This window comes from Methylosoma difficile (assembly GCF_054657615.1).
In genome coordinates, this window is the sequence record NZ_BAAHYJ010000007.1 from 116325 (window position 1) to 132299 (window position 15975).

The 15975-nt window shown below is 51.5% G+C and carries 23 protein-coding genes; 17 read left to right on the forward strand and 6 right to left on the reverse strand.

Annotated features, from left to right (window positions below; translation table 11 throughout):
* The first annotated feature begins 7 nt into the window (after positions 1-7).
* On the forward strand, positions 8-331 hold the full coding sequence (locus tag ACYQ1O_RS16590) for a hypothetical protein (RefSeq protein WP_459993349.1): 324 nt from the start codon (positions 8-10) through the stop codon (positions 329-331).
* Between the two features lie 390 nt (positions 332-721).
* Here the strand turns inward: ACYQ1O_RS16590 and ACYQ1O_RS16595 are convergent, their stop codons facing one another.
* Positions 722-868, reverse strand: a complete 147-nt coding sequence (locus tag ACYQ1O_RS16595; protein ID WP_459993350.1) for a hypothetical protein — start codon at positions 866-868, stop codon at positions 722-724.
* 483 nt (positions 869-1351) lie between these two features.
* Between ACYQ1O_RS16595 and trfA the strand changes: the two genes are divergently transcribed.
* The 5 genes from trfA to ACYQ1O_RS16620 all read left to right on the forward strand — a co-directional run bounded on the left by trfA (position 1352) and on the right by ACYQ1O_RS16620 (position 4342).
* Positions 1352-2245 carry a plasmid replication initiator TrfA gene (gene trfA / locus ACYQ1O_RS16600; protein ID WP_459993352.1) on the forward strand — a complete coding sequence of 298 codons (894 nt, stop codon included), beginning with the start codon at positions 1352-1354 and terminating at the stop codon, positions 2243-2245.
* Positions 2246-2745: 500 nt separating this feature from the next.
* Complete coding sequence (locus ACYQ1O_RS16605) at positions 2746-3321, forward strand: hypothetical protein (protein WP_459993354.1); 576 nt, start codon at positions 2746-2748, stop codon at positions 3319-3321.
* Positions 3322-3348: 27 nt separating this feature from the next.
* Positions 3349-3573: a hypothetical protein gene (locus tag ACYQ1O_RS16610; protein WP_459993355.1), complete on the forward strand. Its 225-nt coding sequence runs from the start codon at positions 3349-3351 to the stop codon at positions 3571-3573.
* A gap of 240 nt (positions 3574-3813) precedes the next feature.
* Entirely contained in the window at positions 3814-4062 is a 249-nt protein-coding gene (locus tag ACYQ1O_RS16615; protein ID WP_459993357.1) for a type II toxin-antitoxin system Phd/YefM family antitoxin, read from the forward strand.
* The gene (locus ACYQ1O_RS16620) at positions 4052-4342 is read left to right on the forward strand and encodes a type II toxin-antitoxin system RelE family toxin (RefSeq protein WP_459993358.1); all 291 of its coding nucleotides are present in this window, start codon (positions 4052-4054) and stop codon (positions 4340-4342) included. Before ACYQ1O_RS16615 ends, ACYQ1O_RS16620 begins: the two co-directional genes overlap by 11 nt.
* A 128-nt stretch (positions 4343-4470) precedes the next feature.
* Here ACYQ1O_RS16620 and ACYQ1O_RS16625 read toward each other — a convergent pair whose 3' ends face one another.
* The 4 genes from ACYQ1O_RS16625 to ACYQ1O_RS16640 are packed head-to-tail and all read right to left on the reverse strand — an operon-like array spanning position 4471 to position 6429.
* Complete coding sequence (locus tag ACYQ1O_RS16625) at positions 4471-4650, reverse strand: hypothetical protein (protein WP_459993359.1); 180 nt, start codon at positions 4648-4650, stop codon at positions 4471-4473.
* A 29-nt stretch (positions 4651-4679) separates the two neighbouring features.
* A complete protein-coding gene (locus tag ACYQ1O_RS16630; RefSeq protein WP_459993361.1) occupies positions 4680-5192 on the reverse strand; it encodes a hypothetical protein in 513 nt (170 codons plus the stop codon).
* A gap of 12 nt (positions 5193-5204) precedes the next feature.
* Complete coding sequence (gene stbB, locus ACYQ1O_RS16635) at positions 5205-5912, reverse strand: StbB family protein (RefSeq protein WP_459993362.1); 708 nt, start codon at positions 5910-5912, stop codon at positions 5205-5207.
* Positions 5893-6429 carry a hypothetical protein gene (locus ACYQ1O_RS16640; RefSeq protein ID WP_459993364.1) on the reverse strand — a complete coding sequence of 179 codons (537 nt, stop codon included), beginning with the start codon at positions 6427-6429 and terminating at the stop codon, positions 5893-5895. The genes stbB and ACYQ1O_RS16640 overlap by 20 nt, the downstream gene beginning before the upstream one ends.
* Before the next feature lie 1219 nt (positions 6430-7648).
* Between ACYQ1O_RS16640 and ACYQ1O_RS16645 the strand changes: the two genes are divergently transcribed.
* Genes ACYQ1O_RS16645 through ACYQ1O_RS16655 form a run of 3 tightly spaced genes read left to right on the forward strand, consistent with a single transcriptional unit; the run spans position 7649 to position 9666 of the window.
* Positions 7649-8452: an antA/AntB antirepressor family protein gene (locus ACYQ1O_RS16645; RefSeq protein ID WP_459993365.1), complete on the forward strand. Its 804-nt coding sequence runs from the start codon at positions 7649-7651 to the stop codon at positions 8450-8452.
* Positions 8439-9374 carry an integrase domain-containing protein gene (locus ACYQ1O_RS16650; RefSeq protein WP_459993367.1) on the forward strand — a complete coding sequence of 312 codons (936 nt, stop codon included), beginning with the start codon at positions 8439-8441 and terminating at the stop codon, positions 9372-9374. Before ACYQ1O_RS16645 ends, ACYQ1O_RS16650 begins: the two co-directional genes overlap by 14 nt.
* Entirely contained in the window at positions 9358-9666 is a 309-nt protein-coding gene (locus ACYQ1O_RS16655) for a hypothetical protein (protein WP_459993369.1), read from the forward strand. The genes ACYQ1O_RS16650 and ACYQ1O_RS16655 overlap by 17 nt, the downstream gene beginning before the upstream one ends.
* 359 nt (positions 9667-10025) lie before the next feature.
* Here the strand turns inward: ACYQ1O_RS16655 and ACYQ1O_RS16660 are convergent, their stop codons facing one another.
* Positions 10026-10271 carry a hypothetical protein gene (locus tag ACYQ1O_RS16660; RefSeq protein WP_459993371.1) on the reverse strand — a complete coding sequence of 82 codons (246 nt, stop codon included), beginning with the start codon at positions 10269-10271 and terminating at the stop codon, positions 10026-10028.
* A gap of 303 nt (positions 10272-10574) precedes the next feature.
* Between ACYQ1O_RS16660 and ACYQ1O_RS16665 the strand changes: the two genes are divergently transcribed.
* The 8 genes from ACYQ1O_RS16665 (at position 10575) to ACYQ1O_RS16700 (ending at position 15882) form a co-directional block, all read left to right on the forward strand.
* On the forward strand, positions 10575-11285 hold the full coding sequence (locus tag ACYQ1O_RS16665; protein WP_459993372.1) for a hypothetical protein: 711 nt from the start codon (positions 10575-10577) through the stop codon (positions 11283-11285).
* Positions 11282-11506: a lipoprotein gene (locus tag ACYQ1O_RS16670; RefSeq protein WP_459993373.1), complete on the forward strand. Its 225-nt coding sequence runs from the start codon at positions 11282-11284 to the stop codon at positions 11504-11506. The genes ACYQ1O_RS16665 and ACYQ1O_RS16670 overlap by 4 nt, the downstream gene beginning before the upstream one ends.
* A gap of 3 nt (positions 11507-11509) precedes the next feature.
* On the forward strand, positions 11510-12265 hold the full coding sequence (locus tag ACYQ1O_RS16675; protein ID WP_459993375.1) for a hypothetical protein: 756 nt from the start codon (positions 11510-11512) through the stop codon (positions 12263-12265).
* Positions 12255-12824: a type I-E CRISPR-associated protein Cas6/Cse3/CasE gene (cas6e, locus tag ACYQ1O_RS16680; RefSeq protein WP_459993377.1), complete on the forward strand. Its 570-nt coding sequence runs from the start codon at positions 12255-12257 to the stop codon at positions 12822-12824. Before ACYQ1O_RS16675 ends, cas6e begins: the two co-directional genes overlap by 11 nt.
* Before the next feature lie 2 nt (positions 12825-12826).
* Positions 12827-13930 (forward strand): hypothetical protein, encoded by a 1104-nt coding sequence (locus ACYQ1O_RS16685; protein ID WP_459993378.1) that lies wholly within the window; start codon positions 12827-12829, stop codon positions 13928-13930.
* A 9-nt stretch (positions 13931-13939) separates the two neighbouring features.
* Positions 13940-14329, forward strand: a complete 390-nt coding sequence (locus ACYQ1O_RS16690) for a hypothetical protein (RefSeq protein ID WP_459993380.1) — start codon at positions 13940-13942, stop codon at positions 14327-14329.
* A 258-nt stretch (positions 14330-14587) separates the two neighbouring features.
* Positions 14588-14992: a hypothetical protein gene (locus tag ACYQ1O_RS16695; protein WP_459993382.1), complete on the forward strand. Its 405-nt coding sequence runs from the start codon at positions 14588-14590 to the stop codon at positions 14990-14992.
* A 458-nt stretch (positions 14993-15450) separates the two neighbouring features.
* Positions 15451-15882, forward strand: coding sequence for a hypothetical protein (locus tag ACYQ1O_RS16700; protein WP_459993383.1), 432 nt, complete (start codon positions 15451-15453; stop codon positions 15880-15882).
* Positions 15883-15975 lie beyond the last annotated feature (93 nt).

A 15975-nucleotide genomic window follows, 5' to 3' on the forward strand; every position in this document is an offset into this window, starting at 1 on the left:
GGATATTATGGAATCGATCTTTTTTGTAATCAGCTATACCACCGGATTTTTCAATGAAACCTGGAAGAAAATAAGCGTAATTTTTTCTAAGCCCTACCATTTTTTGTTGAATATTTTTGGTGTTCGTACCAAAAGCAAAGATGTTGAAGACGTTCAAGAACTGACTGATGAGGAATATAACCGCCGTTTTGGTAAGTTTTTTCCAAAATTAGACGATGAAAAGTACAGCCTGGAACCGAATAGTCAATTTGAAAAAACAGTTTTTGAAAACAAAGGTTGTTTCGGTGGACTAACTGATAAGCGCATATTATCTGATAACCACTTTGGCTAATTTACAGCGTCAACTACCTTAAATCTTTCCTCAATTTCTGCACGATGCGGTAAACCGTGTGCGCCTCTTCAACACTCATAATCTGGGCTGTGTGGTATTCCCGACCCAGTTCAACACTAATCGTCTAGTACAACTAACTCCGCCCAATCCGCCCTGACTAGCAAATTGAATCGAGCAGAGCGTGAATACGTTTGCGTTCGTTCATGATTTCCAGTGAGGGAATGGATCCCAGCGGAGTCGTGCGTGCTTTGGTTTTGGAATGGCAACCAACGAAGTGTCGCAAGTATCGCAACCCCAGAACGGCTGGTCTTGCAAATCAGCCCGATGCGGGTAAACATCGATGCCACATGTACAACAATAAATTAATTCCTTGGTTGGGCTGACGTTCTCCTAACGGTGCCCGGTCGCGTTGTCCATAACCGTGTTCACCGCCGACACATAGACATGGGCGGTGGTGGGCTTCATATCGCCCTTGGCAACCAGCGTCTGCAAATACTCCCCGTAACGGACAAGCAACTCCTTATCAATTTTTTCCATCTTGTTCAATCCCTGTGGCTTCGCCCAATCGACAAACGCGTTCCAGCGGTCTGCAATGCTGGCACGGGAGCCGACGCTCGATTTTCCTTAAGTAACCAGTGACAGGACCTGGCTTCTATATTAAAAAAAAGGCCAAAAAAGTGAATATTTCACAGCCTTTCAGGATATTTCCTTAAATCATCGGAAAGCAACTAATAACTAAAGTTAGTGCCGTCAAACTATGTCACTTTTTTGATACTTTTCGATAAGACAGAAATTTTTAGCGCCTGCCATACTATTTCATTAAAAAATGCGGCCGACTAGGCTCTGTTGTTATGTTAACAGAGTCCTGTATTTTACTGGATTAGTAAAATCTTCAAGCGTCGATTTAACACAAAAATTTTACTGAAATGATGAAATGAAACAGATACTCAGTTTAGTCAGTGTCAACCAAGCATGTAATAAAGTATTAATGGTTTCAGATGATGACAAGAAGGGGTGGCAATGAAAAGAGACCCTATCCAAATCATAGAAGCCATTGCTGAACGTCAAAAAATTATAAGTTCCAAAAAAACACGGGAATCGACAAATACCCCACTTTCTTCTGATCCGGTACAACTCGACTTTTGGGAAGATGGCAAACGCGCCGCCCCTAATGCTATTTTCCGGTCGGCATTATTCCCTGCCTTGAACCCAAAACAAAAAGAAAATCGTCGCTTTATAAAAAATGGAAAACTTTCTTCTACTGGCGGGCTAGAGGTTATATTTACAGGTGAGCAGTTCGACCAGTCTGATCTGGATGTCTATCTTGAAATTTTAAACATAGCCCGACCTTATCCTTTGGGACAGCGAATAAAATTCTCAGCCTACGGGCTTTTAAAAGCATTGGGTTTACCAACTGGAGGCAGTAATCACGCCCGTTTGCATTTGGTTTTGACCCGTTTGCGTGGGGGGACAATTGAGATAACCGATCACAAAAAAAGGTATTTTGGCGGTTTGATAGAAGGAGGAATCCGCGATGAAATCACTTTTGACTATGAAATAACCATAAACCCAAAATTTGTAAATTTGTTTGGATTTGGTATGTGGGCCAGTATTGATAAAGCACAACGCCAGGCACTAGGCCGGGACGCAACCTCTAAGGCTTTACAGGCTTATTATTCAACCCATGTCGCCCCAAGCCCCCATAAGTTTGAAACTCTTGCCAAAATTGTAGGGCTTACCGACACCAATCATAGAAAAATAAAGTTTGTGCTGATAAAGGCTCATGACCACTTAAAAGATGTAGGGTTTTTAATCGATTACGAAGTCACTGGCGACACCATTAAAGCCATAATGAACCTAAGCCAAAGTCAACTAAAACACATTGCTAAAAAATCGAGAAACCCACGAAATTAATGACGGGTTTGAAGGAACGGAATGACGGGTTTGGAGGAACGGGAATGACGGCTTTGGAGGAACGGAATGACGGCTTTAGAGGAACGGGAATGACGGCTTTGAAGGAACGGTATTGACGGCTTTGAAGGAACGGGAATGACGGCTTTGAAGGAACGGTATTGACGGCTTTAGAGGAACGGGAATGACGGCTTTAGAGGAACGGAATGACGGCTTTAGAGGAACGGAATGACGGCTTTAGAGGAACGGAATGACGGCTTTAGAGGAACGGATTGACGGCTTTAGAGGAACGCTAAAAATCATATAAACCATTAAATTTTAGAAATAAAATCGGGTTATTGACGACCGATAACCTTATATAACCTTTTTATAACCCAGGCATCGGTTTACGAGCCTGTGGATAACTTTATCCCAACATAAAGCAAAGCTGAAAAATTCGGTTAGTTTGAGATAATCGATAATCCATTATTTTTAACCATGCGGAGATCAAAATTTAAAAATCTATGAATTCAAAACCACCAGTAAATTCTCAACCCCATATCAACAATTTGGAATCCATTGGCCATCGGAATAATGCCGCCCTTGATGCAAGTTTCTGTTCGGCATTATTCCCTGCACTGGACCCGGATCAAAAAGAAAACCGTAGGTTTCTAAAAGAAGAAACGATTTTTTCTATTGGCAGCTTGACAGTCGTTTTCACAGGCCTCCAATTCGACCAATCTGATTTTGATGTTTATCTGGCGTTGTTGGCTATCGCACAGCCATTACCGCCAGTAACTGCCGTTAAGTTTCATGCCGCTTCGTTATTACAAAAATTAGGTATGCCCACAGGGGAAAGTGATCTCGAACAGTTCGATTCGGTTTTAATACGCCTTTGTGGTGGTGTTATCGAAATAACGGATCATAAAAAGCGCTATTTTGGAAGTTTGATAGAAGGCGGCAAAATGGATGAAGTGACCATGATTTATCAAGTCAGTATGAATAAACAGTTCCGAATGCTGTTTGGTGAGGAAAATCTTTCGCAATCAAGCAATGTTGTTTGTGAATCTTTGTTTGCCAAACTGAAAGGGTGCCAATAGTTCGAGGATTATGTGGTAGTGGGGGAAATGTGCGGCATAAAGATTGAGTTTGTTGGCGAAGAGCTCGACCAAGACGACTATGACACCTTGCTACAGTTGGTCAATATGGCAAGCAATACGCCATTGGGGGATGATGTCGGTCGTAATGTTGAAGATGTTTTAATGGGCCTGGGGTGCAGAAACCAACCAACACAACGTCGGGAGCTTTTTGAACAGGTCAATCGGATTGTGGGCTGCACAATCCCCGTCTGACCACACCCGAATACTGCTACAGAGGGCATCTTTTGAATGATGCAAGCATCTCCAATGACGGACAGGAATTATTTTACAGACTAAATCCAAATTTAGCCCAAGCCTACGCCAATTTTCCCTCCAGCTTCCTTTCAGCCAGCGGTAGATAAATAAATGCAGGCTATACTGTTTCACTTATTGACAAGCCCTGTTAAGAAACCTAATATCAGGTCATCAACAATTTTAAACGGATCAAATACGATGAGCCATCTTGTTCTTACCGATGTCGCGGCCAGCATTTCCGAACTCAAGGCTAACCCCATGAAAGTCGTCGCCAGTGGTGACGGGATGCCCATCGCTGTTTTGAACCGGAACGCGCCGGCATTTTACTGCGTGCCTGCCGCCGCTTATGAGGCCATGATGGAACTGCTTGACGATAGGGAATTGTTGAAGCTTGTGAAAGAACGGTTCACTGAAGAATCCGTGAAGGTTTCACTTGATGACTTATGAACTGGAATTTAAAAAATCAGCGCTTAAGGAATGGGATAAGCTAGGCCACACCGTCAAAGGCCAATTTAAAAAAAAGCTCAAGGAACGGCTTGAAAACCCACACGTCCCTTCCGCCGCCCTAACAGGCGGGGCCTACCTTTACAAAATCAAGCTCCGGCAATTGGGCTACCGGCTTGTTTACTTGGTTGAAGACAAAACCATAACGGTGACAGTGATTGCGGTGGGCAAACGTGACAGGAACGAGGTTTATGACCTCGCGCTTTCCAGGATACGCGACTGACCGTTTGCCTACACACGGTTTATGCACATCCTCCGCGCGGGGGGCGCCCCAAACTGCCCCCCGAAAAAGCGGAAGGTTGTGTATAAGCCCTTGCCGGTCTTATGGATCATAATTTCTAAGGCACAAATTCAACCCGTCAACGTCAACAGGCGATAAAAAACACTGCTCACCACCCCGGCAACCACACCCAAAATGACCATCGCTGGTATGGCCGCCACCGCTAACTTGACCATCAGCACTACTAAAGACCAAAACGGCATATTGATGTCCGTCACCACAACGGGCTGCACTACTTTTCCGTTATCCATCTGCCCTGCCCTATAAATTTGCATCAATGTTAAAAAGCCCGTTCGATCCGTGCTTGCGTTTTTTCATCCAACTGCTCCCACACCGCCATTACCGCCCTACCCAGAGCTGCTTCGCTTTCCAGTCCGCGGCCATACAGCCAGTAAGTGCCGACGATACCCACCAGGCTGGCAACCAACGCTATCGCCAGTGCGATAGCGGCCTGTTTCCAAGGGGGCAAGCCAGGTGGCCGTTCCAGCTTCCGTGCCATACGCCCCCCCGCCTGTTCCAGTTCTTTGGCGGCCTTGGCCACGGCGGTGTACAGGTGTTTTTCCAAGGCCGCCTTTTCTTGTTCCGCAACCGTATGGAGTTCAAGCTTTTGGCTATTGGCGTGCCGTTCCACAGCCGCCAGCGTTTCCGCTTGGGCTTGTTGCAGCGCAGCCACCAACGGTGCAACCGTCCGGTTCAGTTCGTCAGCTTTGCCCAACAATACACCGATGTCGCCCAAGGCTTCCAGGATCAGTGCGTCGCGTACTGTGCGTGGCCCTCCCTTTTCATTGTCCATAAGCTTCTGCGATTACGCAAACAACGCCGCATACGCGTTGTCCAAGTTGCGGTTCACGCCTTTGGCCAGTGCTTTTAGGCCAAACATGTCCGCCCAATAGGCACGTTGTTTCTCATTGGCATCTTTGTTGTCGCGTAGCAGGGCTTTGTAATCCTTGGGGTCTTCCAAGAGTTTGACGATGGAGATTTTCTTCGCCGCCAACACGTCGAACAGTTCATTTTCATGGATGGCCGCCTCTGGGTTGGCGGTGGCGGTTAGGGTTTTCTGGATATGCTTCAGGACGATCCCGAACGATTCTTCGACGCTGGATTCGACCCGGTTGAACAGCAGGCGGATTTTTTCCGCCGGGACGCCTTGCCCTGCCAAGGCTTGGATCAGCATCACGGTCTCCCGTTGCTCCTTGGTGCCACTGGTGACCGGCACCACGAAATAATCGAATTCGGCATGAGAGGCATCAAACTTGTTCATGCCGCCCATAAAGTCCTCGATGTTGGACGCGCCGACATCGACAATCAGGTCATCCGCCACCAACAGTTTGCCCAGCAGTTCTTTGAACCGCTCGCCTTTGATTTGCTCCACGGTCGCGCCCAAGCCGGCGGCGGTCTCATTGATGCTTTCCACCGCAATGATCGGGGCATTGCCCATGCGCGGCGCCAACAGGTGCGTGGCCACGGTGGTCTTGCCCACTGTGCCGGTGTAATTAACTACTGCTACTTTCATGTTTGTCCCCTTTACCTTCTTCGTAATCCCATTCGTCAATAAAATCGTCTTCGTCCAACGATTTCGCTGTTTCTATCTTCAGTATTGCCATCTTTTCATTGAACGTCAGGTTGCCCCTGTTCAAGGGGGTTATGGCAGGTCCGGCCACCACCGGCAGGTGGCTTGGTTGATTTGCCGCCACCACTAACGATGTCCCGGTTGCCGCTGCCGGTTCCGCTACCGCCAGCGTGTTGGATAAGTTTGCCGTCACCGGGCCCGTAGTGGCTTGCCCTGTTCCTGTCCCCGATGTTGCCCGTTGCGCCCTGGCCCGTTTGAGGGCTTTCTCGAAGCCGCTCATTGTCATGGTGAAGCTGTAATGCTCGTGGAGCACCGCTAAGACGGTCTTTCGCCGTACCCCGGCAACCAAGGCGGCTTCAATTTCTGCAATGAGGTCATATAGCCGCCTTGATTGGGATCGGCTTTCCGTTCCGGCAACCAATGCCTGTAATGCTTTGGCCGCCTGCTGCTTATCTTGCATAGGGTTCCTCTAAAAATCCGATATTGCCGTGGCAGACTGTTTCCACATGGCCAGCACAGTGACGCCGCACGCTTAGCACACTAGCTGCACACTGTTTCCACACTGATTGCACAGTAACGACACACGCATTCCGCACGACTGCCACAACCGTTATTCTACGGAGACTTACCCTAATGGGAAGCGCGAAAAGTGGCACATTTTTGGTATAGTTCGATTGAAGGAATGTCATGAAATCAAACGGTTGACAGCTTTTGGCGGTATGGCGCACAATCCACCCCGCAGATCGTGATTCTAGGATGATTTCACTGGGCAGTGTCAGTTCAACACTCAAAAAAACGAATAAACAGGCGAGGTTCAGGCAATGTTTTGCCGGCAGGATGCCCCAATGCCACACAGAAAACAAACGGCCTTTAAATGGCTGTGAACTTGAAACAAAGCGGTTCCGGCTGCGACTTGAAAACAACGCGTTTCCACGCAATATAAAACAGAAACAATGACTTAGTGACACGTTAAGCGACGTGGCTGCTAAGCATTAACGCCCCTGAAGCTTCTGGCGGCAGCATCCCCGATGCCGCGCCGACGCCCTCGCTTGCCCGTTGTTCCGCCAGGAACGGCTGGCCAATCCCCCCTGTTTTGCCACCTGCCCGAAGGGCCAGGGCAAAACAACACTCCCCTCCCTCCGATGCCAAGAAAAACGCCGCTTTTGCGGCCGGCTTTTCTGCGCGTATCCGATTTGCCCCGTGCCGGGCCAAAAACCACCGCCAGCGGCGGTAGGATTTTGGTGATGGCACGGGGCCTGCGAAACCGTTTATGCAGACATAAACGGTTTCGCTTGCAGCTCCGCACCCCCCGTCCAAGGCGGACGGCAGCATTTTGTGCCTGGGGTCATCCGGGGTTTTTTCTCCTGTGAGGTCTAAAAAAGTTCAGCTCCCGCCGTTGTGTGACGGGCGTTTTGACTGACCATCGCTTTTTTCCCAATAGGAGGGCAACACCATTCCCGCTTCGCGCTGCGGGGAAGAAGTCGCGCTAGGTCTCGTTTGTACACACCTCCGCCAGCTAGGTAAGCTGTGCATTTTTCTTTCAACATCAGGGTGTTGGTTTTGTGTGCAAGTGGGGCTTTTTCCCTACCAGGAGGGATTCGAATGCCTGGATTACGGGGCGGGCCGATTTTAGGCGGCCCATTCACCGATACTTACGAATTGAAAATGAAGGGAAAAATATGACAAATGGCAATCATCATGACGCAAACCCATCGCTGTCCGGCACGGACGGCTTAATCCCGGTGTTCAACGCCGACATTGGCGGCATCCTGCAACCCGCCGTGGATGCGCGGGAGTTGCACCAATTCCTCGGCGTGAAGCGGGATTTTTCGACTTGGATCAAACGGAGGATTAAGGAATATGGGCTTGTAGAAGGCGAGGATTTTGTATCCATCACCAAAATGGGGGATGGATGTAAAAAAGACAAAAACAACCGGATCATTGATGAAAAGGGGCTTGTTGTCCCTATTGAATATCACCTTAAGCTGGACACTGCCAAAGAGTTGGCGATGGTGGAGAAAAACGCCAAAGGCCGTGAGGCGCGGCGGTATTTCATTGATTGTGAACGATACCTGATGACGCAATGGCAGGGGCAGGCCAGCCTACCGCAGCCGGAAGGTTTGGTTATGTCTGACGCGGAAGCGGCGGATGATTTTCCGCTGTTTTCAGATGTCGACTATCTGTCCACGGGGATCAAGCAGCGGGCGCTGTTTGTCTTTTGTACCGAATACGTCCCGTTGTTGAGCGGGCCTGGTTTGTCGGCCGCCGAAGTGAGGTTGCGCTGGCAAGCGTTGGAGGCTTATTTCAACCAACTCAGCGACAGCTTGGCAGCGGGGGTCGATGGGGTGGTCGGGCAAACCCAAGGCGGCCGGCAGGCGAAAAAAAAGGCGGTGGTGGCCTTCATAGCCAAATGGTGGCCACGCGGCGCCCGCCGCGTTCCCGAACCGGTGGACACCGAGGGCGGACTGTATGGCAAGCCGTAATTTCGGCCTCGGCTCGCGGGACATGAAGTTTGCGGCGGGGCTGCTGTTGTCGAAGTTGGACATCAGTTTCAGTTCCCGCAGCGGGATTGGCGACCGTTGGAATGTGTTTGTGGATTGGGCGAAGCCACAGGGGGTGAACAAGATGGAGAAAATCGACAGGGCGTTGGTGGTCCGTTACGGGGGCTATTTGCAAACGTTGGTGGCGAAAGGTGACATGAAGCCAGCCACTGCCCAGGTGTATGTGTCGGCGGTGAACACGGTGATGGATAACGCGACCGGGCACCGTTGGGAAAGTGTCAGCCCGACCAAAGATTGTGGTATCAGTAAGCGTTCCCATGTCGCAACGGAAAGCAAGGCGATGCCGGAGGCCAAGCACCAGGCGGTGCAGGCCAAGGTCGATGACCGGGTCGCGGCCATGCTGGAGCTGCAACGCACTTTCGGGCTGCGTTTTAAGGAATCGGCGTTGTTGGATGCCAAGGCCGCACTGAAGGAGGCGGATGCGAAAGGCACGATCACGCTGACATCCGGTACGAAGGGCGGCAGGAAACGCACGGTACCTGTGCCGCGGGAGACGTTGGCGGTGTTGGCAGCGGCGGCCAAATTCCAGGACGGCCGCTCGATGGTACCTAAGGCAATGACGTATGCCGAGTTCAGGAAGGCGTGTTATAACCAGGCTTACGCGGCGGGCTTCGGGTTCCACCAGGAGCGCCACCATTATGCCCAGCGCCGTTACACGGAACTGACCGGGGTGCCGTCACCCATCCAGGCCGGATGGGCGGGACGCCAGCGCATTGCCGGGATGGCGGCGTACTTGGGGGTCAGCAAGGCGGTGGCCACCAAAATCGACACCACCGCCCGGCTCACATTGTCGAAGGAGCTGGGCCACAACCGGATCGAGGTGACGCGTGTCTACACTGGCTGATGAAATCCGTCACTTGGCGCACCGTTATGTCCGTAAGGGCGCCAAGGAACACCGCCGGAAACAGGTGCGGCGCTTGCTGCTGTTTGTGGAATGGGTGCAAACCCAAGAAAAAGTGGGGTACTTGGCCCAGCTGGGCAAGCGCCATGTCATCCGTTTTTGGGAAGCGCACCAAGACCTTGCCGACCAGACGCGCTACCAATATTGGTTGGCGTTCTGTGAATTGTGGCGTTGGCTTAAAAAACCGGGCAAACCGCCTAGGCCATTTGAGCGGACCAAGACACCGTTGATTTAATGAGGTTGCTGTTATGGTGTTTTTATTTTAACCTTTAGCCCGTAGATTTTATTTTCCTATCCTATTTATTTTCAATCAATGGGGTAGGTATAGTCTTTTCCCCACAGGTGTGGGGTTTTTGTGTAGCCGGCTGTTTTCCATTACAGACGACAGTACTTTTCCCCACACGCGTGGGGTTTTTGTGACCGACCAGCCAATAGTTCTTTGATAGCCCGGCTTTTCCCCACAGGTGTGGGGTTTTTGGGCACTGCCTGATGATGTCCGTCCTGGAATCACGACTTTTCCCCACAGGTGTGGGGTTTTTGTACCCGGTGCGCGACGCGGGAATGCGTTGTTTCCCCACACGCGTGGGGTTTTGGTCAAGGCAATGACACTGTGCGTAGCACGATATATTTTGCTTTTCCCCACATGCGTGGGGTTTTTGGATTGGTCTGGATTCCTGTCGCAAATCCTTTTCCCCACACGCGTTGGGTTTTTGCAAACAAAGTGACTTCGGTCATCACCATAGAAACTTTTCCCCACACGCGTGGGGTTTTTGGTGGTTTTCCTGCAGGATGCCCCAGCGCCACATACTTTTCCCCACAGGTGTGGGGTTTTTGGGTCAAGTTTGCAGATGGCACGGTATGGGATATTCTTTTCCCCACAGGCGTGGGGTTTTTGTTCCACTTGAGTTTCGTCGAATTGAGCCATGCCTCTTTTCCCCACAGGCGTGGGGCTTTTGTATTGATTCGATAGTTTCTGCCGTTGCAAGAGACTTTTCCCCACGTTAGTGGAGATTACTTCAAAAACAGCTTATTTTATTTGTTAGTCCTATCGAATTATGCCACTTTTTTGATACTTTTCGGTAGGACGTAATTCTTTTTCCTCTGTCATACTATTTCCAGACAAACAGCACCACCTCTGGATTTATGACACCTGTACCCTTCCTCATAGAAGCTAAGCTTGATAGCCCCCTGATACTCTCACCGGAAGCCTATCTGACCTTGGATTCTTTGTTGTCCGCCGCCTGCCAACTATTCGGCGAAGACGGCCAACCGCTGCCTTTAAAAAACACCGATGGGGTTTTTCATGGTTCTGCCGTCATGATGGTGGGCCGCCCTGTCGTCAATGAAGCCGCCTTTGTGTCAAGGATGACGATTGACGATTTTTCACATCCGCGGATCATCCCGAATAGAAAGAAAAAGATGGCCGTCAAAATGACATCTTTCCCCGACAAGCCCCGTTTGGACCGCTACCAGGCTTTCCATGTCCCCGCCGTTGCCTGGTTCGCCTTCGGTGATCCGGGCAAAGCCATTGCTTTGCTGCGCCGCTTGCCCGGCCTCGGCAAACGCTGCCATTCGGGTTATGGGCAGGTCAGCGCTTATTCCGTAACCGAAATGGCGCACGATCACGCGTGGGTGTTACCTGATGCCTCCCCAGCCCGTCCGCTCCCCGTCGGCTTATGCCGGCACGTCGGCCTTGATCCCGAACGGTTGATCATTGATAGGGCGACCTTCAAGCCCGATTACTTCGATTTCAACCACGCCGACCTCTGCGCTTTGCCAACCACCCGTTTTATCTCCAGGGAACACATCGATTTCTTGATCCAATCTCCACAAACGACGGTGTCATCCAGATGAAAAAATCAATCCTATTTTTATTGACGGCTTTGATGTTGGCGGGATGTTCCGACCACCCCTCAAAAGCATTACAAAAACTCAGTCTTCAAAAGGCGGTTGAGGCTATCACTTACGTTAAGGACAAGGCGGGTATTTGCTACGCATCACTTGCCAGTGATACCAGCGGTGGCTATGAAGTCATCTCGATCACCGCAGTACCTTGTGAAAAAGTCAGGTTGTAACGGATGGACAGAAAATCCAAACAAGCCTTGCTCACTTACCATGAGTGGTTCGGTGAACGCGCTTACGCCCTGTGCGGAAAGCCGGGGGTTAGCCATAAAAAAGGGATGCCCAGCCACTGTGCCGGCTGTGGCGCTGGCGGGACATTGTCCGCCAGCGAAGGCGGCTATCTGGCCTTTTGCCCGGTTTGTGTGACGGTGGCCGGTTCTTACCAGGGGATTAAAGTCCCCGGCCGCATGGGTGCAGGCTGGGCGGCGACCCTGACCGAAAAACACGCCAAATTGTCAACCGGCAACGCCGCTAATTTAGGTGCCTTCCAAGGACTGGCCAACAGTGAACTGACCCAGTGCACGGTCGCCAAAGCGGTCATTGCCACTTTGCTGTCGCCACCTAATCCCCCTTTCATCCTCATCGCGTTTTCCCAGTCCTCGGCCGACGGTTGCAAACAGTTACGGGTCAGTGAATCCCGTGACCGGATTTACCTGTCCGGCGGCAGCGTGACCCCCATCAATGCCCGGCTGGTCCGTGCCGGTTGCCGTGCCATTGCCGATCTAGGGGTGCCCCAAGCGGCCTTAAAAAAGGCCGTCGGGTTGTACACCCTCATCGTCCGCGGCCTATCGAAAGCCAGAACCGACGACGCCAAAGCGGCGCTGCGGGAAATGGACACGAAATACGCAGGCCTCTCGGATGTGGTCACTGCCCTACCCTTATACGGCACACCCGAATATGACTGGGTGATGGTGGGTGCGTATGCCCAATAATATCGCGGAAGTACAATTTTTGTTGTCCTCTACAGACGCCTATAACGCCCACCGGGCGGCGTGGCAGGTCATGGGCAGTGACGGGTCGGGGCAACGGGGCTTCCATTATGACTTTCGCCCGTTACCTAGCGGTGGCCAATCCCTGATCACGTTAAGGGCGGATAAAACCGTCTTGCCCGACCAAGCCAGCGAGGTCAACACCTACTATGCCGTCGGCCAGCCGTTGGCTTTTTCGGTGGCGGCCGTCGCCTCCAAAACCCTCGCCAAATCCCGGAAAATCCTCCCGCTCACCACCGGCGACGAATTGTGGGCATGGCTGCTGCGGAACGGCCACGCCAATGGCTTTGCACCCCATGCGGATAGCCTAGGGTTTTTTACCGAGGCGGTTCTGATTAGGAAACCGCGCACCCCGGCGTTTTTCTTGAACCGGGCGACCTTTGACGGCGTGTTGTCGGTCACCGACAGCACCTTATTTGCCAACACCCTCCGCACCGGCATCGGCAAGCACCGGGGGCTTGGCTTTGGCATGATGAAAATCCAACACCCCACACAGGCATGATCATGGACACCCCCTTATTCAACCTCACCCTGACCGGTACGGTCAGCCCAGCCTTTGACAGCCCATTGGCCACCGCACCTATCCGTCCCTCCAGGGAAGCCGACACCCTAGACAAATACCGGCAAGGCGAAGACAAAACCGCCCGTTTGCCCCGGATGGCCAAGTATTTCCCGGACATTGGCGGCTTGGCTTATGTCCCTTACTTCCCTGCCGCCGGCATCCGCGGGGCATTGCGCCGTGCCGCACGGGATGTGATGCTGGAATCTATCCAGAACGACACCTGGGGGCTGGAGCTGCACCGCTTGCTGACCATCGGTGGCGTTGGCGCTTCTGGCCCTGAAGGCGACATCAACATCAGCGCCATCCGTGAATTCAAACGCAAGAACCCGCTCATCGCCCTGTTTGGCGCCACCTCCGGCGCCAACCATGCCTGGGTCAACGGGGCGTTGTCGGTGGGGCACGCCATCCCCTACCACCCATTCACGCCCACTATCGTCACCGGCGTGCGCACAGACCCGCTCCAGCGCAACCCACACGAGATAACCCTGTTGGATGCGGCGGCAGTGGCGGCACTGGACACGATTTGTAATGCCGCCAGGACGGTGTCACGCACCAAGCGCCAGATAGATGACCAGGAGAAATTGCTTAAAGCGGCAAAAAAAGCCGGCGATGACGCCACGGTGGCCCAATTGACCAGCCAGTTGACAGAACTCGCTACCGTCCTAGACCAAGCGGTGGGCATTGCCGGCACCGACCTCAGTGTCCAGATGCCGTTGCCGGGGTACGAGGTTATCCCGCCCGGTTTGCCGTTAAGCCACCGCCTGGTTGCGACCCAAATCAATGACGTTGAATTGGGGCTGTTGGTGTTGGCGTTGGATAAATTTGCCAAATCCCCGTTTTTAGGGGCGCACCATGCCCAAGGCTGCGGCATTGTTGAAGCGTCATGGGAAGTGTCATTGGGCGGTATGGCGGGGACTCTGGAAATCAAGCCGTTCATGGGGCTAGTGGTCACTGGCGAACCCTTGTCCGAATGCCTGGACATCGCCAAGGCGGTATTCCGACATTCAATGGCGGGTTGCACAGAAGATTCGTTATTGCCTTCGTAGGGGTCAGTGATGCCAAACAACCGCAAGAACAAAGCACCCGACGGGCGGGGCGCAAACAGGACAAAAATAGCTTCCCGGCATCCGTTAATGGGCGAAGACGTCGTGTGGCTGTATCCCGACCCAGCGGATTATGAAGCGGATATGGGGCTTCTCAATAGCGCGTGGGAAACACACTACGGGCCATTGTCGGATGATTTTGTGCCGCCCTTCTTTTACAGGGATACTGATGATGACAGCCTCAAGGTCGTGGAATGGCCAAGAACTTTTCGGGAATTGCTGCTTGAAAAATATGGCTTGGCGGAGTTCGCGATGGTGGAGCTCCGGTTCCAGTATATTTGTAACGCGTTCCTTATGGAAGCGAATGTCAGGGGATTGCAGCAATCCCTGGGGCTTTTATGAACATTCGCTGAGGCGATAAAAGTGTCCAATCATTGGACACTTTTATCGCCTATCAACAGGCCCATCAAGCCGGCTGCCGGACAGCAAACCGATTGCCCGGCAATAGGGGCTTGCGAAGAAGCCTGGTTTTTTATGGCTTCGACCCGTTTGAATGGGGTCTGTGGAGAGGGCGGAGCGGAGCCACCAATGACGGAATTGTCCAACTAGAAAACCGATAAAATAACCCCGCTGTTTTGGGAAACTAATCTATGGAGAAAAATGATGGACATCTTGCATCCACCGCCAGAAGGTGAACCGCCGGATCAAGAAACGGCAATCCTCGAATTTGTTGTGATGGGAAATCATGGCAAGCTGGAAGTCTTGGTGTCGTCGTCTGGCGTGCATCAACATCTTCGCCTGACGACAAACTACGGGTATTGGCTTGATGGCTTACTAGCACAGCGCCTACTGATCCCAACGATCAATGCTGTTTATGTGGAAAACGAAGGTGAATTCTACGTATCGCTGGATGCTGCCATCGGGATTGCCGAAAAGGAAAACACCGGCCAATCTCCCGGCTTGATTGAATGGCTGATCGAATCCCGCGACAAGGACGCGCCGGCAGTCATCGCCAGAACCCTTGCCGAAGCAATGAGGGAAACGCACTATGGCACTGTGCATTGACGCGTTGCCATCGTCCGTCACGGACATGGCTTGTTGGGATATATGATTATAGGGGTCGACCCACGAAACGGAATATAAACCCCGTTAAGGTTTTTTCAGTCACTTTTTTATAGCGCAATGACTAAACACTCAATCAATTCAAGAAAATCAGAAGCGGTTGCGCGAGAAAAATTAAGGACAGAAGAAAACAATACCCAAGAAATTTGTTTAAATTGCGAAAGTTTTCGACAGACATCGGGAAGATGCTATAAAACTGACGGACGGCCTGTTGATGCCTATTACACGAATACTTGCGATGATTTTGACAGGGTTGATTTCATTCATTGAGGAATGATGGCCAGTTATTGCCCAACGTATAATATAAGCCCACTGTTTTTTGGAAACACAACCTTCGAGAAAAATCATGTATCTCTCCCATTTATCTAAAACCCAGTGCCAACGCTGATTGGAGAACTACAATGTGGCCCATTTACCTGTTCATCGTGTTCATTATTTTATTCGTCGCTTGGTTATTGTTCCTCAGCTTTTCTAAACCCCAAACGGAATCCCGATCCACAGCACCAGGGAACCGCAACAACACACCGCAAAACGGGATGGCCCGGTCGGCACCTGCAAGCCAGCGGCCCAATAGCCGATCCCAGGCAGAACAAGACGATACCGGTCTGCTAAACCCACTGAACCCCTTAGGTTTGACCAACCCACTAAGCCCATTGAACCCCATAGGATTCACCCACCCGCTTAGTCCGCTAAACCCCGTAAACACGTCGGTTAACGACACCTGTGACACCGGCAACACGACTGCCAGAGAAACCGGTTCCGGTGGTTCTTACACGGAACCTACGGTGTCTTCAGATGCCTGCACTTCTAACAGTTACACTCCAGTAGACTGACCCTGGCATTTCCCTACATAACGGGCAACATCCCATAAAGACGACACCCACATGACAACCCCAAACCTCCCCTTAATACCGCTTTCACCTTAC